The 15,423-nt window shown below is 72.6% G+C and carries 12 protein-coding genes; 7 read left to right on the top strand and 5 right to left on the bottom strand.

Annotation, left to right across the window (positions count from 1 at the left end):
- Positions 1-391 precede the first annotated feature (391 nt).
- Entirely contained in the window at positions 392-2,179 is a 1,788-nt protein-coding gene (gene sppA / locus WMF28_RS02390) for a signal peptide peptidase SppA (RefSeq protein WP_437600404.1), read from the bottom strand.
- 323 nt (positions 2,180-2,502) lie between these two features.
- Here sppA and WMF28_RS02385 point away from each other — a divergent pair, with 323 nt between their 5' ends.
- The 3 genes from WMF28_RS02385 (at position 2,503) to WMF28_RS02375 (ending at position 6,500) form a co-directional block, all read left to right on the top strand.
- Complete coding sequence (locus WMF28_RS02385; RefSeq protein WP_437600402.1) at positions 2,503-4,194, top strand: ribonuclease J; 1,692 nt, start codon at positions 2,503-2,505, stop codon at positions 4,192-4,194.
- Positions 4,191-5,252, top strand: coding sequence for a CHAD domain-containing protein (locus WMF28_RS02380; RefSeq protein WP_437600401.1), 1,062 nt, complete (start codon positions 4,191-4,193; stop codon positions 5,250-5,252). Before WMF28_RS02385 ends, WMF28_RS02380 begins: the two co-directional genes overlap by 4 nt.
- A 162-nt stretch (positions 5,253-5,414) precedes the next feature.
- A complete protein-coding gene (locus WMF28_RS02375; RefSeq protein WP_437600399.1) occupies positions 5,415-6,500 on the top strand; it encodes a hypothetical protein in 1,086 nt (361 codons plus the stop codon).
- A gap of 194 nt (positions 6,501-6,694) precedes the next feature.
- Here WMF28_RS02375 and WMF28_RS02370 read toward each other — a convergent pair whose 3' ends face one another.
- The 4 genes from WMF28_RS02370 to WMF28_RS02355 all read right to left on the bottom strand — a co-directional run bounded on the left by WMF28_RS02370 (position 6,695) and on the right by WMF28_RS02355 (position 10,200).
- The gene (locus tag WMF28_RS02370; RefSeq protein WP_437600398.1) at positions 6,695-7,264 is read right to left on the bottom strand and encodes a peptidylprolyl isomerase; all 570 of its coding nucleotides are present in this window, start codon (positions 7,262-7,264) and stop codon (positions 6,695-6,697) included.
- 131 nt (positions 7,265-7,395) lie between these two features.
- Complete coding sequence (locus WMF28_RS02365) at positions 7,396-8,607, bottom strand: thiolase family protein (RefSeq protein WP_437600397.1); 1,212 nt, start codon at positions 8,605-8,607, stop codon at positions 7,396-7,398.
- 199 nt (positions 8,608-8,806) lie between these two features.
- Positions 8,807-9,598: a TPM domain-containing protein gene (locus tag WMF28_RS02360; RefSeq protein WP_437600396.1), complete on the bottom strand. Its 792-nt coding sequence runs from the start codon at positions 9,596-9,598 to the stop codon at positions 8,807-8,809.
- A 17-nt stretch (positions 9,599-9,615) separates the two neighbouring features.
- Entirely contained in the window at positions 9,616-10,200 is a 585-nt protein-coding gene (locus WMF28_RS02355; protein WP_437600395.1) for a LemA family protein, read from the bottom strand.
- 251 nt (positions 10,201-10,451) lie between these two features.
- Here WMF28_RS02355 and WMF28_RS02350 point away from each other — a divergent pair, with 251 nt between their 5' ends.
- The 4 genes from WMF28_RS02350 to WMF28_RS02335 all read left to right on the top strand — a co-directional run bounded on the left by WMF28_RS02350 (position 10,452) and on the right by WMF28_RS02335 (position 15,297).
- The gene (locus tag WMF28_RS02350; protein WP_437600394.1) at positions 10,452-10,979 is read left to right on the top strand and encodes an ureidoglycolate lyase; all 528 of its coding nucleotides are present in this window, start codon (positions 10,452-10,454) and stop codon (positions 10,977-10,979) included.
- Between the two features lie 152 nt (positions 10,980-11,131).
- Complete coding sequence (locus WMF28_RS02345) at positions 11,132-11,968, top strand: TrmH family RNA methyltransferase (protein ID WP_437600393.1); 837 nt, start codon at positions 11,132-11,134, stop codon at positions 11,966-11,968.
- 13 nt (positions 11,969-11,981) lie between these two features.
- Positions 11,982-12,689: a hypothetical protein gene (locus tag WMF28_RS02340; RefSeq protein WP_437600391.1), complete on the top strand. Its 708-nt coding sequence runs from the start codon at positions 11,982-11,984 to the stop codon at positions 12,687-12,689.
- A 226-nt stretch (positions 12,690-12,915) separates the two neighbouring features.
- Positions 12,916-15,297, top strand: a complete 2,382-nt coding sequence (locus tag WMF28_RS02335) for a (Fe-S)-binding protein (protein WP_437600390.1) — start codon at positions 12,916-12,918, stop codon at positions 15,295-15,297.
- The last annotated feature ends 126 nt before the right edge of the window (positions 15,298-15,423 follow it).

The following is a 15,423-nucleotide window of genomic DNA, read 5'->3' as shown; positions in this document are numbered from 1 at the left end:
CCGTGTTCCGGCCAGTGAGCATAGGTCCAGGTGCGATGCCTGAAAGGCGTGCGCCGACATTCGGGAGCGCCTGACCGCGAGCTAGTCAAACCCGCGAAGGGCCCGTGCGTCAAGGAGAACCGCTACATCTTGGGATCTCCGGCCGAACAGGGCCCACATATGGGGTCTGCCCGTTCGTCGCGGGATTCGTAGCGATCCCTGAGCAGTTCTGAACAGGTGCTACCCACCGGGCGCACAGATTGCGCACAGCTTCTCCCCGACGAAATCCTCCCCATCCAGGAATGGGTTCCACACCGTCCTGTCCCCCGAAAGGAGCCGAGCGAGGTGTGGGTGCGTGCGGGGCCTCAGCGCGCGCCCCCCACACACCTTCACCCCGCCCGGCCGCCGCGTCCTAGCCGAGCTCCGTCGCCTCCGCGCAATACGCGAGCACCCTCTCCCCCTCGCAGTGGATCGCGAGCGCCACCTCCTCCGCGACCCCGCGCAGCCCGACGAGCTCGAGCAGCGTCGGCACCGGCGCCGGCAGCAGCGGCGGAGGCGGGATGTACCGCGACGCGCGCACGATCACCGGCTCGATGGCGGCCGCCTTCGGCCCGATCATCTGACGCAGCTCGTGGAGCGCCCGCTCGAACCCGCCGAGCATGTCGACGAGCCCGCGCGCCTGCGCCTCGGCGCCGCTGTAGACGCGCCCCTGCGCGAGCGGCTCGATCTCCTCGACCGGACGCCTCCGGCCGCGCGCGACCACGCGGAGGAACGTCGCGTAGATCGCGTCGAGCTCGCGCTCCACCACCGCCCGCTCCCCCGCGTCGAGCCTGCGCGACGGGGAGAACAGGTCGGCCCGCGCGCCGCGCTTCACGACGTCGGTCGAGACGCCGAGGCGCTCGAGCAGCGGACCGAGCGCGAAGCGCGCCGAGACCACGCCGATGCTCCCCGTGATCGTCTGCGGCTGCGCGATGATCGCGTGCGCGGCCGCCGCCACGTAGTAGCCGCCGCTCGCCGCCACGTTCGACATGCACGCCACGACCGGCTTCACCTCGGCGAGCCGCGTGACCTCGTGGTGGATCCGGTCGGACGCGAGCGCGGAGCCGCCCGGCGAGTCGATGTGGAGGATGACCCCCCGGATGCGCGGGTTCTGCCGCGCCGCGCGCAGGCTCGCGACGAGCCGCTCCTCGCTGGCCAGCGAGGCCCCCCGGAAGCGGGCGCGGCTGACGATCGCGCCGTGCACCTCGACGACGCCGAGGATGGGGCGCGGCAGCATCGGCCGCAGCGACAGCCCGCGCCGCGCGCTCAGGTAACGGCCCGCCGCCACGAGGCGGACCCGCGCGTCCCGACCCGCCGCAAGAGCTCCCGCGCCCGCCGAGCCTCCGGCGGAGGCCTCGGCGCGGCGCGGCGCGGTCGTGCCCGGGAGCAGCCCCGACGCGAGCATGTGCTCGAGCTCGTCCTCGTACGCGACCGCGTCGATGATGCCGTGCGCCACGGCCTGCTCCGCGCCGTAGGGGGCCTCGTCGATCCACCGCGCGGCCGTCTCGCGGTCGACGCGGCGCCCCTGGGCGAGCGCCGCGATCAGGTCGCCGAGGCGCGCGTCGAGCAGGGCGCCGACCTGCTCGCGCTGCTCCGTGCTCATCGTGTCGCGCACGAGCACCTCGCCGGCGTTCTTGTACATGCCCTTCGCGAACACCTCGGGCTCGACGCCGACCTGCTCCAGCGCGCGACGCACGTAGCGGCCCTCCACCGCGAACCCGAGCGGCGACACAAGCGTCTCGGGCCCCACGACGACGGCGCGCGCGGCCGAGGCGAGCAGGAGCATCGCTGTGTCGGCGCCCCTCGGCAGGTACGCCACGACGTCCTTGCCCCCTGCCCGGATCTCGAGGAGCGCGTCCCGCAGCGAGGCGAGCACCGCAGGCCCCGCATGGACCGACCGCATCCGGAGCAGCAGCCCCGCCGGGCGCGGGTCCTTCCTCAGGTGCTTGCCGAGCTCCCGGACGCGCTCCACCGAGAGCGGAGCCCTCTTCCCGGGACGCCACCAGAGGCCGAGACGGACCCGGGGAGGCTGCAGATCGACCACGCGGCCGTCGATTTCGAGGACGACATACCCGCCCCGCGGTGCAGCAAACGCCCAGCGAAGCGCGCTGACCGGGAGCAGCAGCAGGCGGAGGAGATTGACGAACAGGGCAGCGATCACCGGTGGCTCCTCGGAACGTTCAGGGGAAAAGGGGGCTCGGCGTCCGCCCTCGGGCGGCGGTCAGGCGGCGAAGAAGACAAGGTGCGCAGGAACCGGTCCGAGCGGGGCGACGCCGCGCCGCCAGGCTTCGCGTCGGCGCTGGAAAGAGAGAGCGTGACGCAAGGGGCCACCCTGTGGCTACACTGTCGCTCCAAGTTTCGAAGGGGACGGCGAGCCGATCTCGGCTAGGTCTTGGAGAAGCCGTCCTCTCTCTTACAGACCAGCTCAGCAAGCCGCGGGCCGTGGGCCCCCGGCGCCCTGGGTGGCAGACCCCCTCACCGAACGTGCATCCCGAGCAGAGCGCCCCCGCCCCGAGCCAGCTCCTCCCGCCAGCCCCGTCCACCCTGCGGCTCGTGCCTCTCGGAGGGCTCGGCGAGGTCGGGATGAACTGCCTCGCGCTCGAGCAGGCCGATGGCGTGCTGCTCATCGACTGCGGGGTGACGTTCCCGAGCTCGGACCTCGGCGTCGACGTGTACCACCCGCGCTTCGACCACGTGCTCGCGCTGCGCGACCGGGTGCGCGGCGTCGTGCTGACGCACGGCCACGAGGACCACATCGGCGGGCTACCCTTCCTCCTGCGGCACCTCGACGTCCCCGTCTGGGGCCCGCCGCACGCGCTGGAGCTCGTGCGCTACCGGCTCGCGGAGCACGCGCTCGAGGACAAGGTGCGGCTGCTGCCGACGCAGGTCGGGCGCGAGGTCGCCATCGGCGGCTTCGTCGTGGAGCCGCTCCGCGTGACGCACTCGATCGTCGACGCCACGGCGCTCGCGATCCAAACGACCGCGGGGCTCGTCGTCCACACCGGGGACTTCAAGCTCGATCCGACGCCGCTCGACAACGAGCCGACCGATGAGGCCCGCTTCCGCGCGCTCGGCGACGCCGGGATCCGGCTGCTCCTGTCCGACAGCACCAACGTGGACTCGCCCGGCGAGGCGGGGAGCGAGCGCGACGTCGCCCACGCGCTCGCGGAGCTCGTCGAGACCGCGCCGGCGCGCGTCGTGGTCGGCGTCTTCGCCTCCAACGTCCAGCGCCTGCTCGCCCTCGGCCAGGCCGCGGTCCGCGCGCGCCGCAAGATCTGCCTCCTCGGCCGCAGCGTGCAGACGCACGTGCGGGCCGCGCAGGCGGTGGGGCGACTCCCGTGGCCGAGCGACCTGCTCGTCCCGCCCGAGGTCGCCTCCTCCATGCCGCGCGAGCGGCTCCTCGTGGTCGCGAGCGGCACCCAGGCCGAGCGGTCCTCCGCGCTGATGCGGTTTGCGTCGGGGACGCACCCGCTGCTGCGCCTCGAAGAGGGGGACAGGGTCGTGCTCTCGAGCCGCGTCATCCCTGGCAACGACCGTCCGGTCGTCGACATGATGGCCGGTCTGCTCCGCCTCGGCGTCGAGCTCGTGACGTGGTCGACGGACCGGCGCGTGCACGCGAGCGGTCACGCGCATCGGACAGAGCAGGCGCGCATGATCGACCTCACCCAGCCGCGCAGCTTCCTCCCCGTGCACGGCGCGCTGCACCACCTGACCCGGCACGCGGCGCTCGCGCGGGAGCGCGGCGTGGCCGAGGTGCTCGTCGCTGAGAACGGCCACGTCGTCGAGATCGGCAAGACACAGCCGCTCGGCCGGAGCGGCCGGGCCGTCACCGGCCGCGTGGCGACGGCGGGAGGCCAGGAGCTCGGCGAGGAGGTCCTCCGGGAGCGCGCGAACCTCGGTCGCGCCGGGGTGGCCTTCGTGTCGCTGGTCGTCGACGTGCACGGCGCCCTCGCGGCGCCGCCGCAGGTCCTCGCCCGCGGGGTCATCGGGGAGCTCGAGGGCAGCGCGCTGCGGGCCGCGGCGCGCGCGGTCGCGCAGGCGGTGAACGACTGCGAGCCGCGCGCGCGGCGCCGGGACAACGACATCATCGAGGTCGCCCGGCTCGCGGCGCGCCGGACGATCGAGGCGAAGCTCGGGAGGCGACCGCTGGTGACGGTGGCGCTCACGCGGCTGTGACGCCGCTCGAGGGGGGCGCCCCGAAGGCGGACGGCGGCGGGAAAGGCGGCGGCCGGGCGAAGCTCTCCGCGCGGGATTTCCTGGGGCCGGTGCTGCTCTCCCACATCGAGAACGTCCGCGCCGATGCGCGGCGCGTCGTCGCCACGAGCGCGCAGGGCGAGGACGCCGAGCCGGACGCGGAGGCGGTGCACGATTTCCGGGTCTCGCTGCGCCGGCTCCGGACGCTGCTCAAGCCGGCGCGCCGCATCTACGGCAGAAAGCGGATCCGCCCCGCCGCCGATGGGCTCCGGGAGTTCGCGCGGGCGACCGGGACGCTGCGCGACGAGGAGGTGCTGCGCGAGACGCTCACCGCGCTCGATCTGGGCGAGGCGGCGCGGGCGGCCGTCGCCGCCTGGGTCGCGCAGCGCTCGCCCCGCGAGCACGAGGCGAGGGCCCACATCGTCGAGCTGCTCCGGCGCGACCACCCGGGCGACGAGGGCGCGCCGCGGGCCGAGGCGCCGGCGGGCGGCACCGGTGAGACGCGGGCCGACGCGCCGGTGGGCGCCACGCGGGCCGACGCGCCCACGAAGGGCGGGAGGCTGCGGCTGGAGCGGCACCTCGCGCGCCTCGAGCGGCGCATCTCGCGCAAGAAGGCGAAGAAGCGCGGCGCCGAGGCGCTCGCGCGGCTGGCGATCGGCGATGCCCTGGAGGACGTGCGCGCGCTCGCCGCGAGCCATCCGAGCGACGGCGCGGCCATGCACGCGCTCCGGATCCGCTTCAAGCGGCTGCGCTACTCCGCGGAGACGTTCTCGCCGCTCCTCGGAGAGCGCGCCGAGCGCATCGCCAAATCCGCGTCACGGCTGCAGCGCCGCCTCGGCCAGCTGCACGACGTCGATGAGGCGCTCGCACAGATGAGGAAGGCGGAGGAGCTGTCGTCCGACGAGCGCGCGGCCATCGTCGAGGCGCTCGACGCGGAGCGGGCGCGGCTCGCTCGCAAGGCGACGCAGGAGCTCGCGCAGGAGCTCGAGACGCTCACCTCGCTCTGGTCGGACGAGCCTCCGGCGCTCCCGCCTGGGTGACGCGGCGCGCGGGCGCGGTGCAGCAAGGAGCGCCGCAGCACGAAGGCCTCGGACGGCATGGCGCCTCGCCGACCGAGGAGCTCGCCATGACGGCAGGCGGTTCGTGATACCGTCGCCATCGCTGCATTCACCGAGGCGAAGCTCGCCATCCCGGAGGTCGTGTTGCGCCGCTCTGCCCTCCAAAGCGTCACCGCGCTCGTCGCTCTCCTCGCGGCGAGCGCCTGCACCCTGGACTTCGATCAGTTCGAGCCCGAGCTCTTTCCGGAGACGTCCGGGAGCGGCTCCGGCGGGGCCGGCGGTGATGGAGGCGGCCAGGTGACGACCACGAGCACCGCGAGCAGCGGCGGAAGCGGGGCCGAGCACTGCCTGAACGGCGACGACGACGACGGTGACGGCGCGGTCGACTGCGCCGACGACGACTGCGGCGGGTTCGCGTGCGTCGCCGTGCCCGAGGACTGGCGAGGGCCCGGCATCCTGTACCAGGGCCCCGCGGCCGCGGACGTCGCCTGCCCCGAGGGCCTCCCCACGCGGGTGGACGTGGGCGGCCGTGATGTCCTCGACACGCCCGCGACCTGCAGCCCGTGCGCGTGCGGCGCGCCGACCGTGGCGTGCGAGACACCGGCGGTCACGGTGTACGGGAGCGACGAGTGTAACGGGGTGAGTTTGACGCTGCCGGTACGATCCGAGAACTGCATCAACCTCGGCGATGACTTCCAGCCCGGCAGCTACAGCGCCGAAACGCCCGACGTGGACTCGGCGACCTGCCCCGCGTCGGGCGGCGAGGCGACCTTGCCGCCGCCGCGCTTCGGGACCGAGGGGGTCGTGTGCGCCCCCGGTCCGGACCTCGGCGGCTGCGCGGCCGCCGAGGCCTGCGCCCCGCGCGAGATCGACGCGCCGTTCGAGCAGGGCGTCTGCATCTGGCGCGAGGGGGAGCGGCGCTGCCCTGATGAGTTCGGCGAGCGACACGTGTTCGCGAGCTCCGTGATCGACGACCGCGACTGCACGCGATGCACGTGCGACGCGAGCGGCGTGGCCTGCGCAGCGACGCTGACGCTCTTCAGGAGGTCCGGCTGCCGGACGCCCGTCGAGACCGTGTCGTTCAACGGGGCCTGCGTCGACGATCCGCCCCCCGCCGCCTCGGTGTCGCTCGAGGTGAGCGGAAGCGGCAGCTGCCGGCCGCGCGGCGGCGCCCCCACAGGCGAGGTCGAGGAAGGCGAGGACAAAATCACCGTCTGCTGCGCCGGCTGATCGATCGAAGCGCGGCGCGCCTCCCGGTGTGCCCCGGAGAGCGCAGGAGGGCGGACGGTTCGGAAGAAAGTTGAACGTTCTTCCTGACTTACGCCTTCCTTCCGACCTCCCGCAACCCTTCTCCATCCGCCGTCCGCCGGCGGCGCTGGCCGCGCCGCGCGACGCTGGACGGCATCGCGCGGCGCTCGACGCGGCTACTGCCGGAAGATCTCGACGCGCTCGATCACGACGTCCTGATTCGGCCGATCGCGCGTGGTCGCCACGTTGGCGATGTTATGGACGACGTCCAACCCGCTCACGACCTTGCCGAACACCGTGTGCCGGTTGTCGAGGTGCGGCGTCGACCCCTCGGTGATGAACCACTGCGCGCCGTTCGTGTTCTTGCCGGAGTTCGCCATGGAGAGCACGCCGGGGCCGTCGTGCCGCAGCTCGGGGGTGAACTCGTCGGCGAACTTGTAGCCCGGGCCGCCCGTGCCCCAGAGCGCCGCCTTGTCCGGGTAGCGCGAGAGCGGATCGCCGCACTGGATCATGAACCCCGAGATGACGCGGTGAAAACGGACGCCGTCGTAACAGGGCGTCCCCTGCATCCCCTGGCCGGTCTTCGGATCGATCCAGTTGATGGCGCCCGTGGCGAGGCCGACGAAGTTCTTGACGGTCTCGGGGGCGCGCTGCTCCTCGAGCCGGAGGGTGATGTCACCGAGCGAGGTCTTGAGTCGAGCGTGAAGCTGGCCGGTGCCGGGCACATTGATCGGGGGGAAATCCATCGGGCCTTCTCCTGTTCCTTGCCGCCGAGGCGGCGCCGTCAGCCGAGGGAGGAGAGCCGCGAGACCCCCTCCTGCGTTCTGCTGCGGCGGTCTTATCTCATCTGGCGGCGCGAACGAGCGGCGAAATCACCTCAGGCGCGCTCGAAGAGCGTCGCGATGCCCTGGCCCACGCCGATGCACAGCGAGGCGACCCCGACCTTGGCGCCGCGCGCGCGCATCGCATGCACGAGGGTGCACGCGATGCGCGCCCCCGAGCAGCCGATCGGGTGTCCGAGCGCGATCGCTCCGCCGCGGACGTTGACGCGCGCCGGATCGAGCTCCAGCGCGCGCGAGCACGCGAGCGCCTGCGCCGCGAACGCCTCGTTGAGCTCGAAGAGGTCCACGTTGGGCACGCGCAGCCCGGTCCGCTGGAGGAGCTTCTTCACGGCGGGGATCGGCCCCTCGCCCATGAGGTTGGGATCCACCCCCACGGTCGCGGTCGCGACGACGCGCGCGAGCGGCGTCACCCCGGCGGACTGCACGGCGTCGCTCGAGGCGAGCAGGAGCGCGGCGGCGCCATCGTTGAGGGGCGACGCGTTGCCCGCCGTGACGGTGCCGCCCTCGCGGAACGCCGGCCTGAGCTTCGAGAGCGCCTCGAGCGAAGCATCGGCGCGCACGGCCTCGTCGCGCTCGAACAGGACGGGCGCGCCCTTCTTCTGGGGGACGGGGACAGGGACCACCTCGGCGGCGAACCCGCCCGACTCCCACGCGAGCGTGGCGCGCTCGTGGGACAGCAGCGCGAACCGATCCTGATCCTCGCGGCTGACGCCGTGCTTCTTGGCCACGTTCTCGGCCGTCTCCCCCATCGACAGGAGCTCGAACCGCGCGGCCATCCTCGGGTTCGGGTAGCGCCAGCCGAGGGTCGTATCGTGGACCGTCGGCGCGCTCCGGTCGAAGCGCTCGGCCTGCTTGGGCATCGTGAACGGCGCGCGCGTCATGCTCTCGACGCCGCCCGCGATCACGCAATCGGCCTCGCCGGTGGCGATCATGCGCGCGGCGTCGGCCACGGCTTCGAGCCCCGAGCCGCAGAGGCGGTTCACCGTGACGCCCGGGACCTCGTAGGGGAGGCCGGCGAGCAGGGCGGCCATGCGCGCGACGTTGCGGTTGTCCTCTCCGGCCTGGTTCGTCGCGCCGAGGACGACCTGGTCGAGCCGCGGCGCGAGCGAAGGCTGGCGGCGCACGAGCGCCTCGAGGACGAGGGCGGCAAGATCGTCCGGGCGGACCGTCGCCAGGGCGCCGGCGTAGCGGGCGATCGGAGTCCGGACGGCGTCGACGATGAAGACGGGGCGCAGGGCAGCAGCCATGAAGAGAGCGTAGCTTCGCCCCGGCGGGGCGCCGCCTGGAGATCGCGCGCGCCGAGCCTTCGTTCCTCGCCGGGGCGACGGCCATGTCACGCCTGCCCGCCGGGTCACGCCCGGTGGAGCACAGCTCCGCGGGCCGACGTCGCGGCGACCGAGCGGCCCGTTCCGTTCAGCACAGGACGAGCTGGCGCGGCGCAGCGGCTCAGTAGCTGTCGCTGGATCCGCCGCCGCCGGAGCGACCGCCACCGCCACCGCCGAACCCGGACCCTCCGCCGCCGCCTCCGCCGCCTCTGCCGCCTCGGAAGAGGAGCGCTTGCAGGGCGAACCACAGGAACCAGCGGAAGGCGGGTGAGATGAGCGCGAGCAGCAGCGCCGCCACGATGGCGACCAGGGTGACGCCGATCTTGATCGGCGAGACCGGGGTGGGCGCCGGCTGGGTTCCGGGCGCCGGGCGCCGCTCCTGCTCGGGCGTCCCGGCGATGAGCGTCCGGGCGATCTCGGTCGTCCCCCGATCGATGGCGTCGCGGAACCGATCCTGCCGGAGCAGCGGGTTGATGGTCTGCCGGATGATGTCGTTCGACTGGAGATCCGTGAGCGCCCCGCCCACGCCCTTCCCCGTCTCGATGCGGACGCGCCGCTCGGACGGGGCGATCACCAGGAGGACGCCGTTGTCGGCCCCACGCTGGCCGAGCTGCCACGTGTTGAAGGCCTCGTAAGCGACGTCCTCGATCGTCTCGCCCTCGAGCGATCCCGCCACGAAGGCGACGATCTCGAACCCGGTCTGGCGACGGATGCGGTCGAGCTTCTTGTCGAGGTAAAGGAGGTCGGACGGGCCGAGCCGCCCCGAGGTGTCGACGACGTGCCCCGTGAGCTGCGGCGGCGTGAAGTCGGCGAGGGCAGGCCGGACGACGAGCGCGCAGACAAGCGCGACCGCGGCGGCGACCGCCCTGGCCACGGCCCGCAGCCGAGCTCCGCTCGAGACAACCTGGCGCATCGCCGCCTCCCTCGTCATCAGAACGAAACCTTGGGCGCCGACTGGACCTCGGGAGAGGCGGTGAAATAAACGCGCGGCTTGAACGGCTGGCCCGTCGCCTTGTTCACCACCTGGCCCCGGATCTTCAGGAGCTCCGCGTTGTACTCGCGCGCTGCCTGGTTGTACTCCTCGCGCGCTCGGAGGATCCGGTTCTCGACGCCCTCCAGCTGGACCTGGAGGCTGTGGAAGCTCTGGTTGGCCTTGAGGTCCGGGTATTGCTCCTGCACCACGAGGAGCCGCGAGAGCGAGCCGCTGAGCTGCTCCTGCGCCTTCTGGAAGGCCTGCACCTTCTCGGGATCCGTCAGGTCCTCGGCCTTGAGCTGGATGCCGGTGGCGCGGGCGCGCGCCTCGGCGACGCTCGAGAGCGTCTGCTCCTCATGCTTGGCCGACCCCTTCACCACCGCCACGAGGTTCGGGACGAGGTCGTAACGCCGCTGGAGGTTCGCCTCGAGATCCGACCACTTCTGGGCCGCGATCTGATCCTTCTCGACGAGCAGGTCGTAGCGCTGGCAGCCCACCACCGACGTCATGAGGGCGAGCACCGCCAGGAAGAGGGAAACCACCGCGAGGCGCTTCCGAAATGTCGCTTTGTGAACAATCCGCATGAGTGGCTCCAGGGTCGCTTGCATTACCCGCCGGGGACGGCGTCGATCCACGTCATGCAAGACCCCGGCCCCGTGCCGCTCACGGGGGCGCCGCGCCGCGGGGACTCCGGCGACGTGATACCCTTCGCCCTCGTGATCGTGCCCGCAGCCCGGCGCTCTCGCTGCAGGAGGGCCACACGCGTGGCACACCGCCACAGCCGCCCGTTCCGATGAGCCACCGCCCGCGCATCGCAGCCCATTCGCTCAGCCCTGCAGCCTATGCGCCGTACGGCGACATCCTCATGGCCTCGCCGCACGGCCAGCCCGGCAGGCCGGCCAACCAGGGGACCGCCCGTCGCTTCGATCACCTCGCCGCGATCGAGAACCTCCGCCCCGCGCAGGCCGCGCTGAACGTCTCGGTGTTCCGCTGCGCCCCGCGCGCGAGCTTTCCGCTCCCGATCGCGCTGCTCGAGAAGCACCCCGGCTCGACGCAGGCGTTCGTGCCGATGAACGCGCGGCGCTACCTGGTCGTGGTCGCCCTGGGCGGCGACCGGCCCGACCTCACGACGCTCGCAGCCTTCATCGCCCACGGCGCCCAGGGCATCACCTATCGCCCCGGCGTGTGGCACCATCCCATGATCGCGCTCGACGCCGAGGTCGACTTCGTCTGCCTGGTCTGGGAAGACGGCTCCCCCGGCGACTGCGCCGTTGTCGAGTACGGAGAGGGCGAGCGGGTCGCGATCACGATCGATCCCTGAACGCCGGACCGCTCCGCCGTCGCCGGTGGTCCGGCAAAGCGCGGCGCCGGCGCCGCAGGCAGGGACCGCGGCGGCGGGAGGCGGTCCTCAAGGCCGCGCTGCGCCGCAGCCTCCGGGCGCGCGCCGCGCTATAGAGGCGCCCCGAACCGTCCATGCGCCGCTCGACCCCCAATTGCTCGTTCGTCGCGCAGGAGCAGCGAAGGCTGCTCGCCGCGCTCGATGCCCTCGACGCCGCCGCCATCGCCCGCATCCTCGAGGAGTTCGTCACGGACGAGCGCAGGGCCCGGCTGCGCGGGGTGATCGCGTCGCGCCTCGACGCGGTCACCGTGACCATGGACGCGCCGCACGACCCGCACAACGGGGCCGCCGTGCTCCGCTCGTGCGACGCGTTCGGCTTGCAGCGGCTGCACATCATCGAGCGGGCCGAGCCGTTCCTCGTCTCGAACACCGTCTCGCGCGGCTCCGAGCGCTGGGTCGACGTGCGCACGCACGCGACCACCGAGGCCGCGATCGCCGCGCTCCGCGCCTCGGGGCACGAGCTCGTCGCGACGCACCCGGACGGCGAGCTGACCCCGCGCGATCTCGCGGGCATCCCCCGCCTCGCGCTGGTGCTCGGCAACGAGCGCGACGGGATCCGCCCCGATCTGGCCGCCGCATGCGCCCGCGCCGTGCGCGTCCCGATGCGGGGCTTCGCGGAGAGCCTCAACGTGAGCGTCACCGCGGCGATCCTGCTCGAGCACGCGACGCACGGCCGGCCGGGCGATCTGCCCGAGCCGACCCAGATCAGGCTCTACGCCCGCGCGCTGGTGCTCACCGTCGCCCACGCGGCGGAGATCCTCGCCGCGCGGGGCATGCACCTGCCCGTGCCGCTCGGAGGAGCGCCGCCCCCTCCCCCGAAGCCGCGCGGCCCCAAGGCGCGGACGCCGCCCGCGGGGCCCGCGCGCGAAGAGCGCGGCGCCGGCGCCCCGAAGGAGCCGGAAGGCGGGTAGCATGCAGCACCCCATGCGAAGCCCCGGTCCTCCGCGGCGCGAGCGCCACGCCCGCGGCGCCGTCCCGCGCCCGCCAGCCCCCCGCGGCCTCCTCGCGCGCCTCGCCGTCGCGCGCGCGGCGCTCGGCGGCGCGCTGCGCGCGGCGCTCGTCGCCCCGCTCGTCGCCCTGCCCCTCGCCGGCTGCATCGAGGTGCCGCCGCCCCCGCCCAGGCCGCCCCTCGAGCCGAAGGACCTCCGGGTCCCCGAGGGCGTCGGGCTCGAGATGGCCTGCACGCCGACGGGGGTCGAGCTCTGCTTCGACGCCCGCGACAACAACTGCAACGGCGTGATCGACGAGGGGTGCGGGCTCCACACCGGGATCCTCCAGTTCACGATCGCCTGGGAAGAGGCCGACGCCGACGTCGATCTCAACGTCTACGACCCGTCGGGAGAGCTCGCCCGCGTCGGGGAGCCGACGGCGAGCGGCCTGATGAAGGATCGCGACTGCCCGCGCGTGAGCGGTGAGTGCCAGGAGCAGAACGTGGAAAACGTCTTCCTCACCGAGGGCGAGCCGGCCCGGGGCCGCTACCGCGTCGTCGTGCGGCTCGACAAGCTGAACGACGCGACGGCGCCCATCCGCGTCCGCCTGAGCGCGCGGGTCGGCCAGCGCTCGTACAGCATGGCGCTCGACCTGTCTCCCTCCCCCGCGAGCGAGGAGAAGAGCGTCGAGTTCACGCTCTGAGCCGCTGACGGGGCGCGCGAGGCGCACCGCCGCGCCTCCCGGCCAAAGCGCGACGCGACCCGCGATGCGATCGCGCACCGGCGTATCCGCCCTTGCAGGAAAGGCATCCGGCGACAACGCTCCGCGCTCTTCACCGCCGCCGCGCGGTTGACGTCCACCATCCCCCCACCTTAAAAGATGTGGCCATTTTACACCCGGAGACGTCCCGCGAATGAATCCCATTTGGATGCTCACATTGCTCGTCGGCCTCTTCGCGGCCTTTGCGTGGAGCGCCAACCGGCGTTGGCAGCTCCTCAAGGTCGGGCGCGGGGAGGACGACCGGCTCGACCGGCTCGCCGAGCGTCTCAAAGGCACCTGGGAGTATGCCTTCCGCCAGCGAAAGATGGGTTACTACCCGCTCGCCGGGCTGGCGCATAAGCTCATCTTCTTTGGATTCCTGGTTCTCCTGCTCCGCACGACGATCCTGTGGGGGCGCGGCTTCGATCCGGCGTTCGACTTCTGGATCCTGGGGCATGCTCCGGTGCGGCTGCCGGGCATCGGCGCGGTGCCGCTCGGCGGCATCTACGAGTTCGTGAAGGACGTCATGGCCACGCTGGTCGTCGCCGGCGCGCTCGTGTTCATCTACTACCGGGCGATCAAGCGCGAGCGGCGCATGACCCTGTCCGGCGAGGGGCTGCTCATCCTCGGCATCATCGTCACCATGATGGTGGCCGACATGCTCTATGACGGCGCCGCGCTGGCGCTGCACCACCGCGGGTTCACGGCGGCGTGCGGCCCCGACGACGCGACGCTCTGCGAGCGCATCGCCACGGTGACCGCCCCGTTCGCGGGCGTCCCCGCGGACCCGGCGGCGCTCCGCTGGCACCTGTTCCCCGCCCCGGCGGGCTCGCTGTTCGCCGTGCTCCTGGGCGGCGCGGGCCCGGGGACCCTCGTCGTCCTCGCGCACATCGGGTTCTGGACGCACGTCACGCTGGTGCTCGTGTTCATGAACCTGCTCCCGCACTCGAAGCACTTCCACATCATCACGTCGATCCCGAACGTCTTCACGCGCGCCCTCGACCCGCGCGGCCGGCTGCCGCTCGTCGCGGGCAACGCCGAGGCGATCGGCGAGATGGTCATGAAGGCCGCCGAGGAGCCCGAGAAGGCCGCGCCGGTCGGCATCGGACGCATCGAGGACTTCACCTGGAAGGCGATCCTCGACTTCTACACGTGCACCGAGTGCGGCCGCTGCAGCGACAACTGCCCGGCCCACAAGACGGGCAAGATCCTGAGCCCGAAGCAGCTCACGCTCGACCTGCGCGATCACCTGTACGGCCGGGAGAGCGAGTTCATCAACCGGCCGGGCGGCCCGAGGGGCCTCGCCGGCGACGGCCACGCGACCCAGGCGAACGGGCAAGCCGGCGACGGCGCAGCGGCGCAGGAAGGCCAGGGAGCGGAGGCGCAGGAAGGCGCCGGGCACGCGGAGCAGGCGGCGCCGGAGAACCCGGTCCCGGTCCCGGAGGCGGTGTACAAACCGGTCGACCTCGTGGCGAACGTCGTCCACCCGGACGTGCTCTGGGCCTGCACGACGTGCCGGGCCTGCGAGGAGCAGTGCCCGGTGATGATCAGCTACGTCGACAAGATCGTCTCCATGCGCCGCCACCTGGTCCTCGTGAAGGGCGAGTTCCCGGCCGAGCTCGGGAATCCGTTCAACGCGATGGAGGTCAACGGCAACCCGTGGAACCTCGCGCGCATCGACCGCGGCAACTGGGCCGAGGGGCTCGAGATCCCGACCCTGGCCGAGAAGCCGCAGGCGCCCGTGCTCTACTGGGTCGGCTGCGCGGCGAGCTACGACGACCGCGCGAAGAAGATCGCGCGCGCGACCGCCAGGCTCCTGAAGGCGGCCGGCGTCGACTTCGCGATCCTCGGCCAGGAGGAGACCTGCACCGGCGATCCGGCGCGCCGCGCGGGCAACGAGTACCTCTTCGCGATGCTGGCCGAGCAGAACGCCGCGACCCTGAACGGCTACAAGGAGCAGGGCGGCATCCGGAAGATCATCACGACCTGCCCCCACTGCTTCAACACGCTCGCCAACGAGTACCCGGACTTCGGCGCGAAATTCGAGGTCGTGCACCACACGGACTTCTTGCTCGGCCTGGTCGCCGAGAAGAAGCTCGTCCCGAGGAAGCCGGTCGAGGGGAAGGTGGTCTTCCACGACTCCTGCTACCTCGGCCGCTACAACGACGTGTACGAGCAGCCGCGCGACATCCTGAAGCGCATCCCCGGCCTGCAGCTCGTCGAGGCCGAGGGGTGGAACCGGCAGAAGGGGCTCTGCTGCGGCGCCGGCGGCGCGCAGATGTGGATGGAGGAGCAGAACAAGGACCGCATGAACGTCAAGCGGACGCTGCAGCTGCTCCAGACCGAGGCGAAGACGATCGCGACCGCCTGCCCGTTCTGCCAGACGATGATCACCGACGGCCTCAAGGATCAGTCCAAGGAGGAGTCGATCCGCCAGCTCGACGTTGTCGAGCTGCTCGAGGAGAGCTGCGCCCTCGATCGCTCGGCCGGCAGCCACGCCGCCTCCCAGGAGGCCGCCGGTTCCCAGACGGTCGCGTCCGCCAGCGTCTGATCCCCTCCATATTCCGTTGCGAACGCACGCGGAGCCGCCGCGCCGCGGGGCTCCGCGGCGCACGGTTCCGCGTACTCGCCTACATTTGCGCCCTGGAACACCCCTGACGAGGATCAGGCGCAGCCT

Source organism: Sorangium sp. So ce590, from assembly GCF_051521365.1.
In the GTDB taxonomy this organism is placed as follows: Bacteria; Myxococcota_A; Polyangia; order Polyangiales; family Polyangiaceae; genus Sorangium.
This window is presented reverse-complemented; position numbering and strand designations above follow the sequence as displayed.

Bases quoted from the DNA above. Each gene is read 5' to 3' on its own strand.
- WMF28_RS02340 (WP_437600391.1), top strand. From the start codon at position 11,982: ATGCGAAGCCCCGGTCCTCCGCGGCGCGAGCGCCACGCCCGCGGCGCC.
- WMF28_RS02360 (WP_437600396.1), bottom strand. From the start codon at position 9,598: ATGCGCCAGGTTGTCTCGAGCGGAGCTCGGCTGCGGGCCGTGGCCAGG.
- WMF28_RS02345 (WP_437600393.1), top strand. From the start codon at position 11,132: ATGCGCCGCTCGACCCCCAATTGCTCGTTCGTCGCGCAGGAGCAGCGA.
- WMF28_RS02350 (WP_437600394.1), top strand. From the start codon at position 10,452: ATGAGCCACCGCCCGCGCATCGCAGCCCATTCGCTCAGCCCTGCAGCC.
- WMF28_RS02365 (WP_437600397.1), bottom strand. From the start codon at position 8,607: ATGGCTGCTGCCCTGCGCCCCGTCTTCATCGTCGACGCCGTCCGGACT.
- WMF28_RS02335 (WP_437600390.1), top strand. From the start codon at position 12,916: ATGCTCACATTGCTCGTCGGCCTCTTCGCGGCCTTTGCGTGGAGCGCC.
- WMF28_RS02370 (WP_437600398.1), bottom strand. From the start codon at position 7,264: ATGGATTTCCCCCCGATCAATGTGCCCGGCACCGGCCAGCTTCACGCT.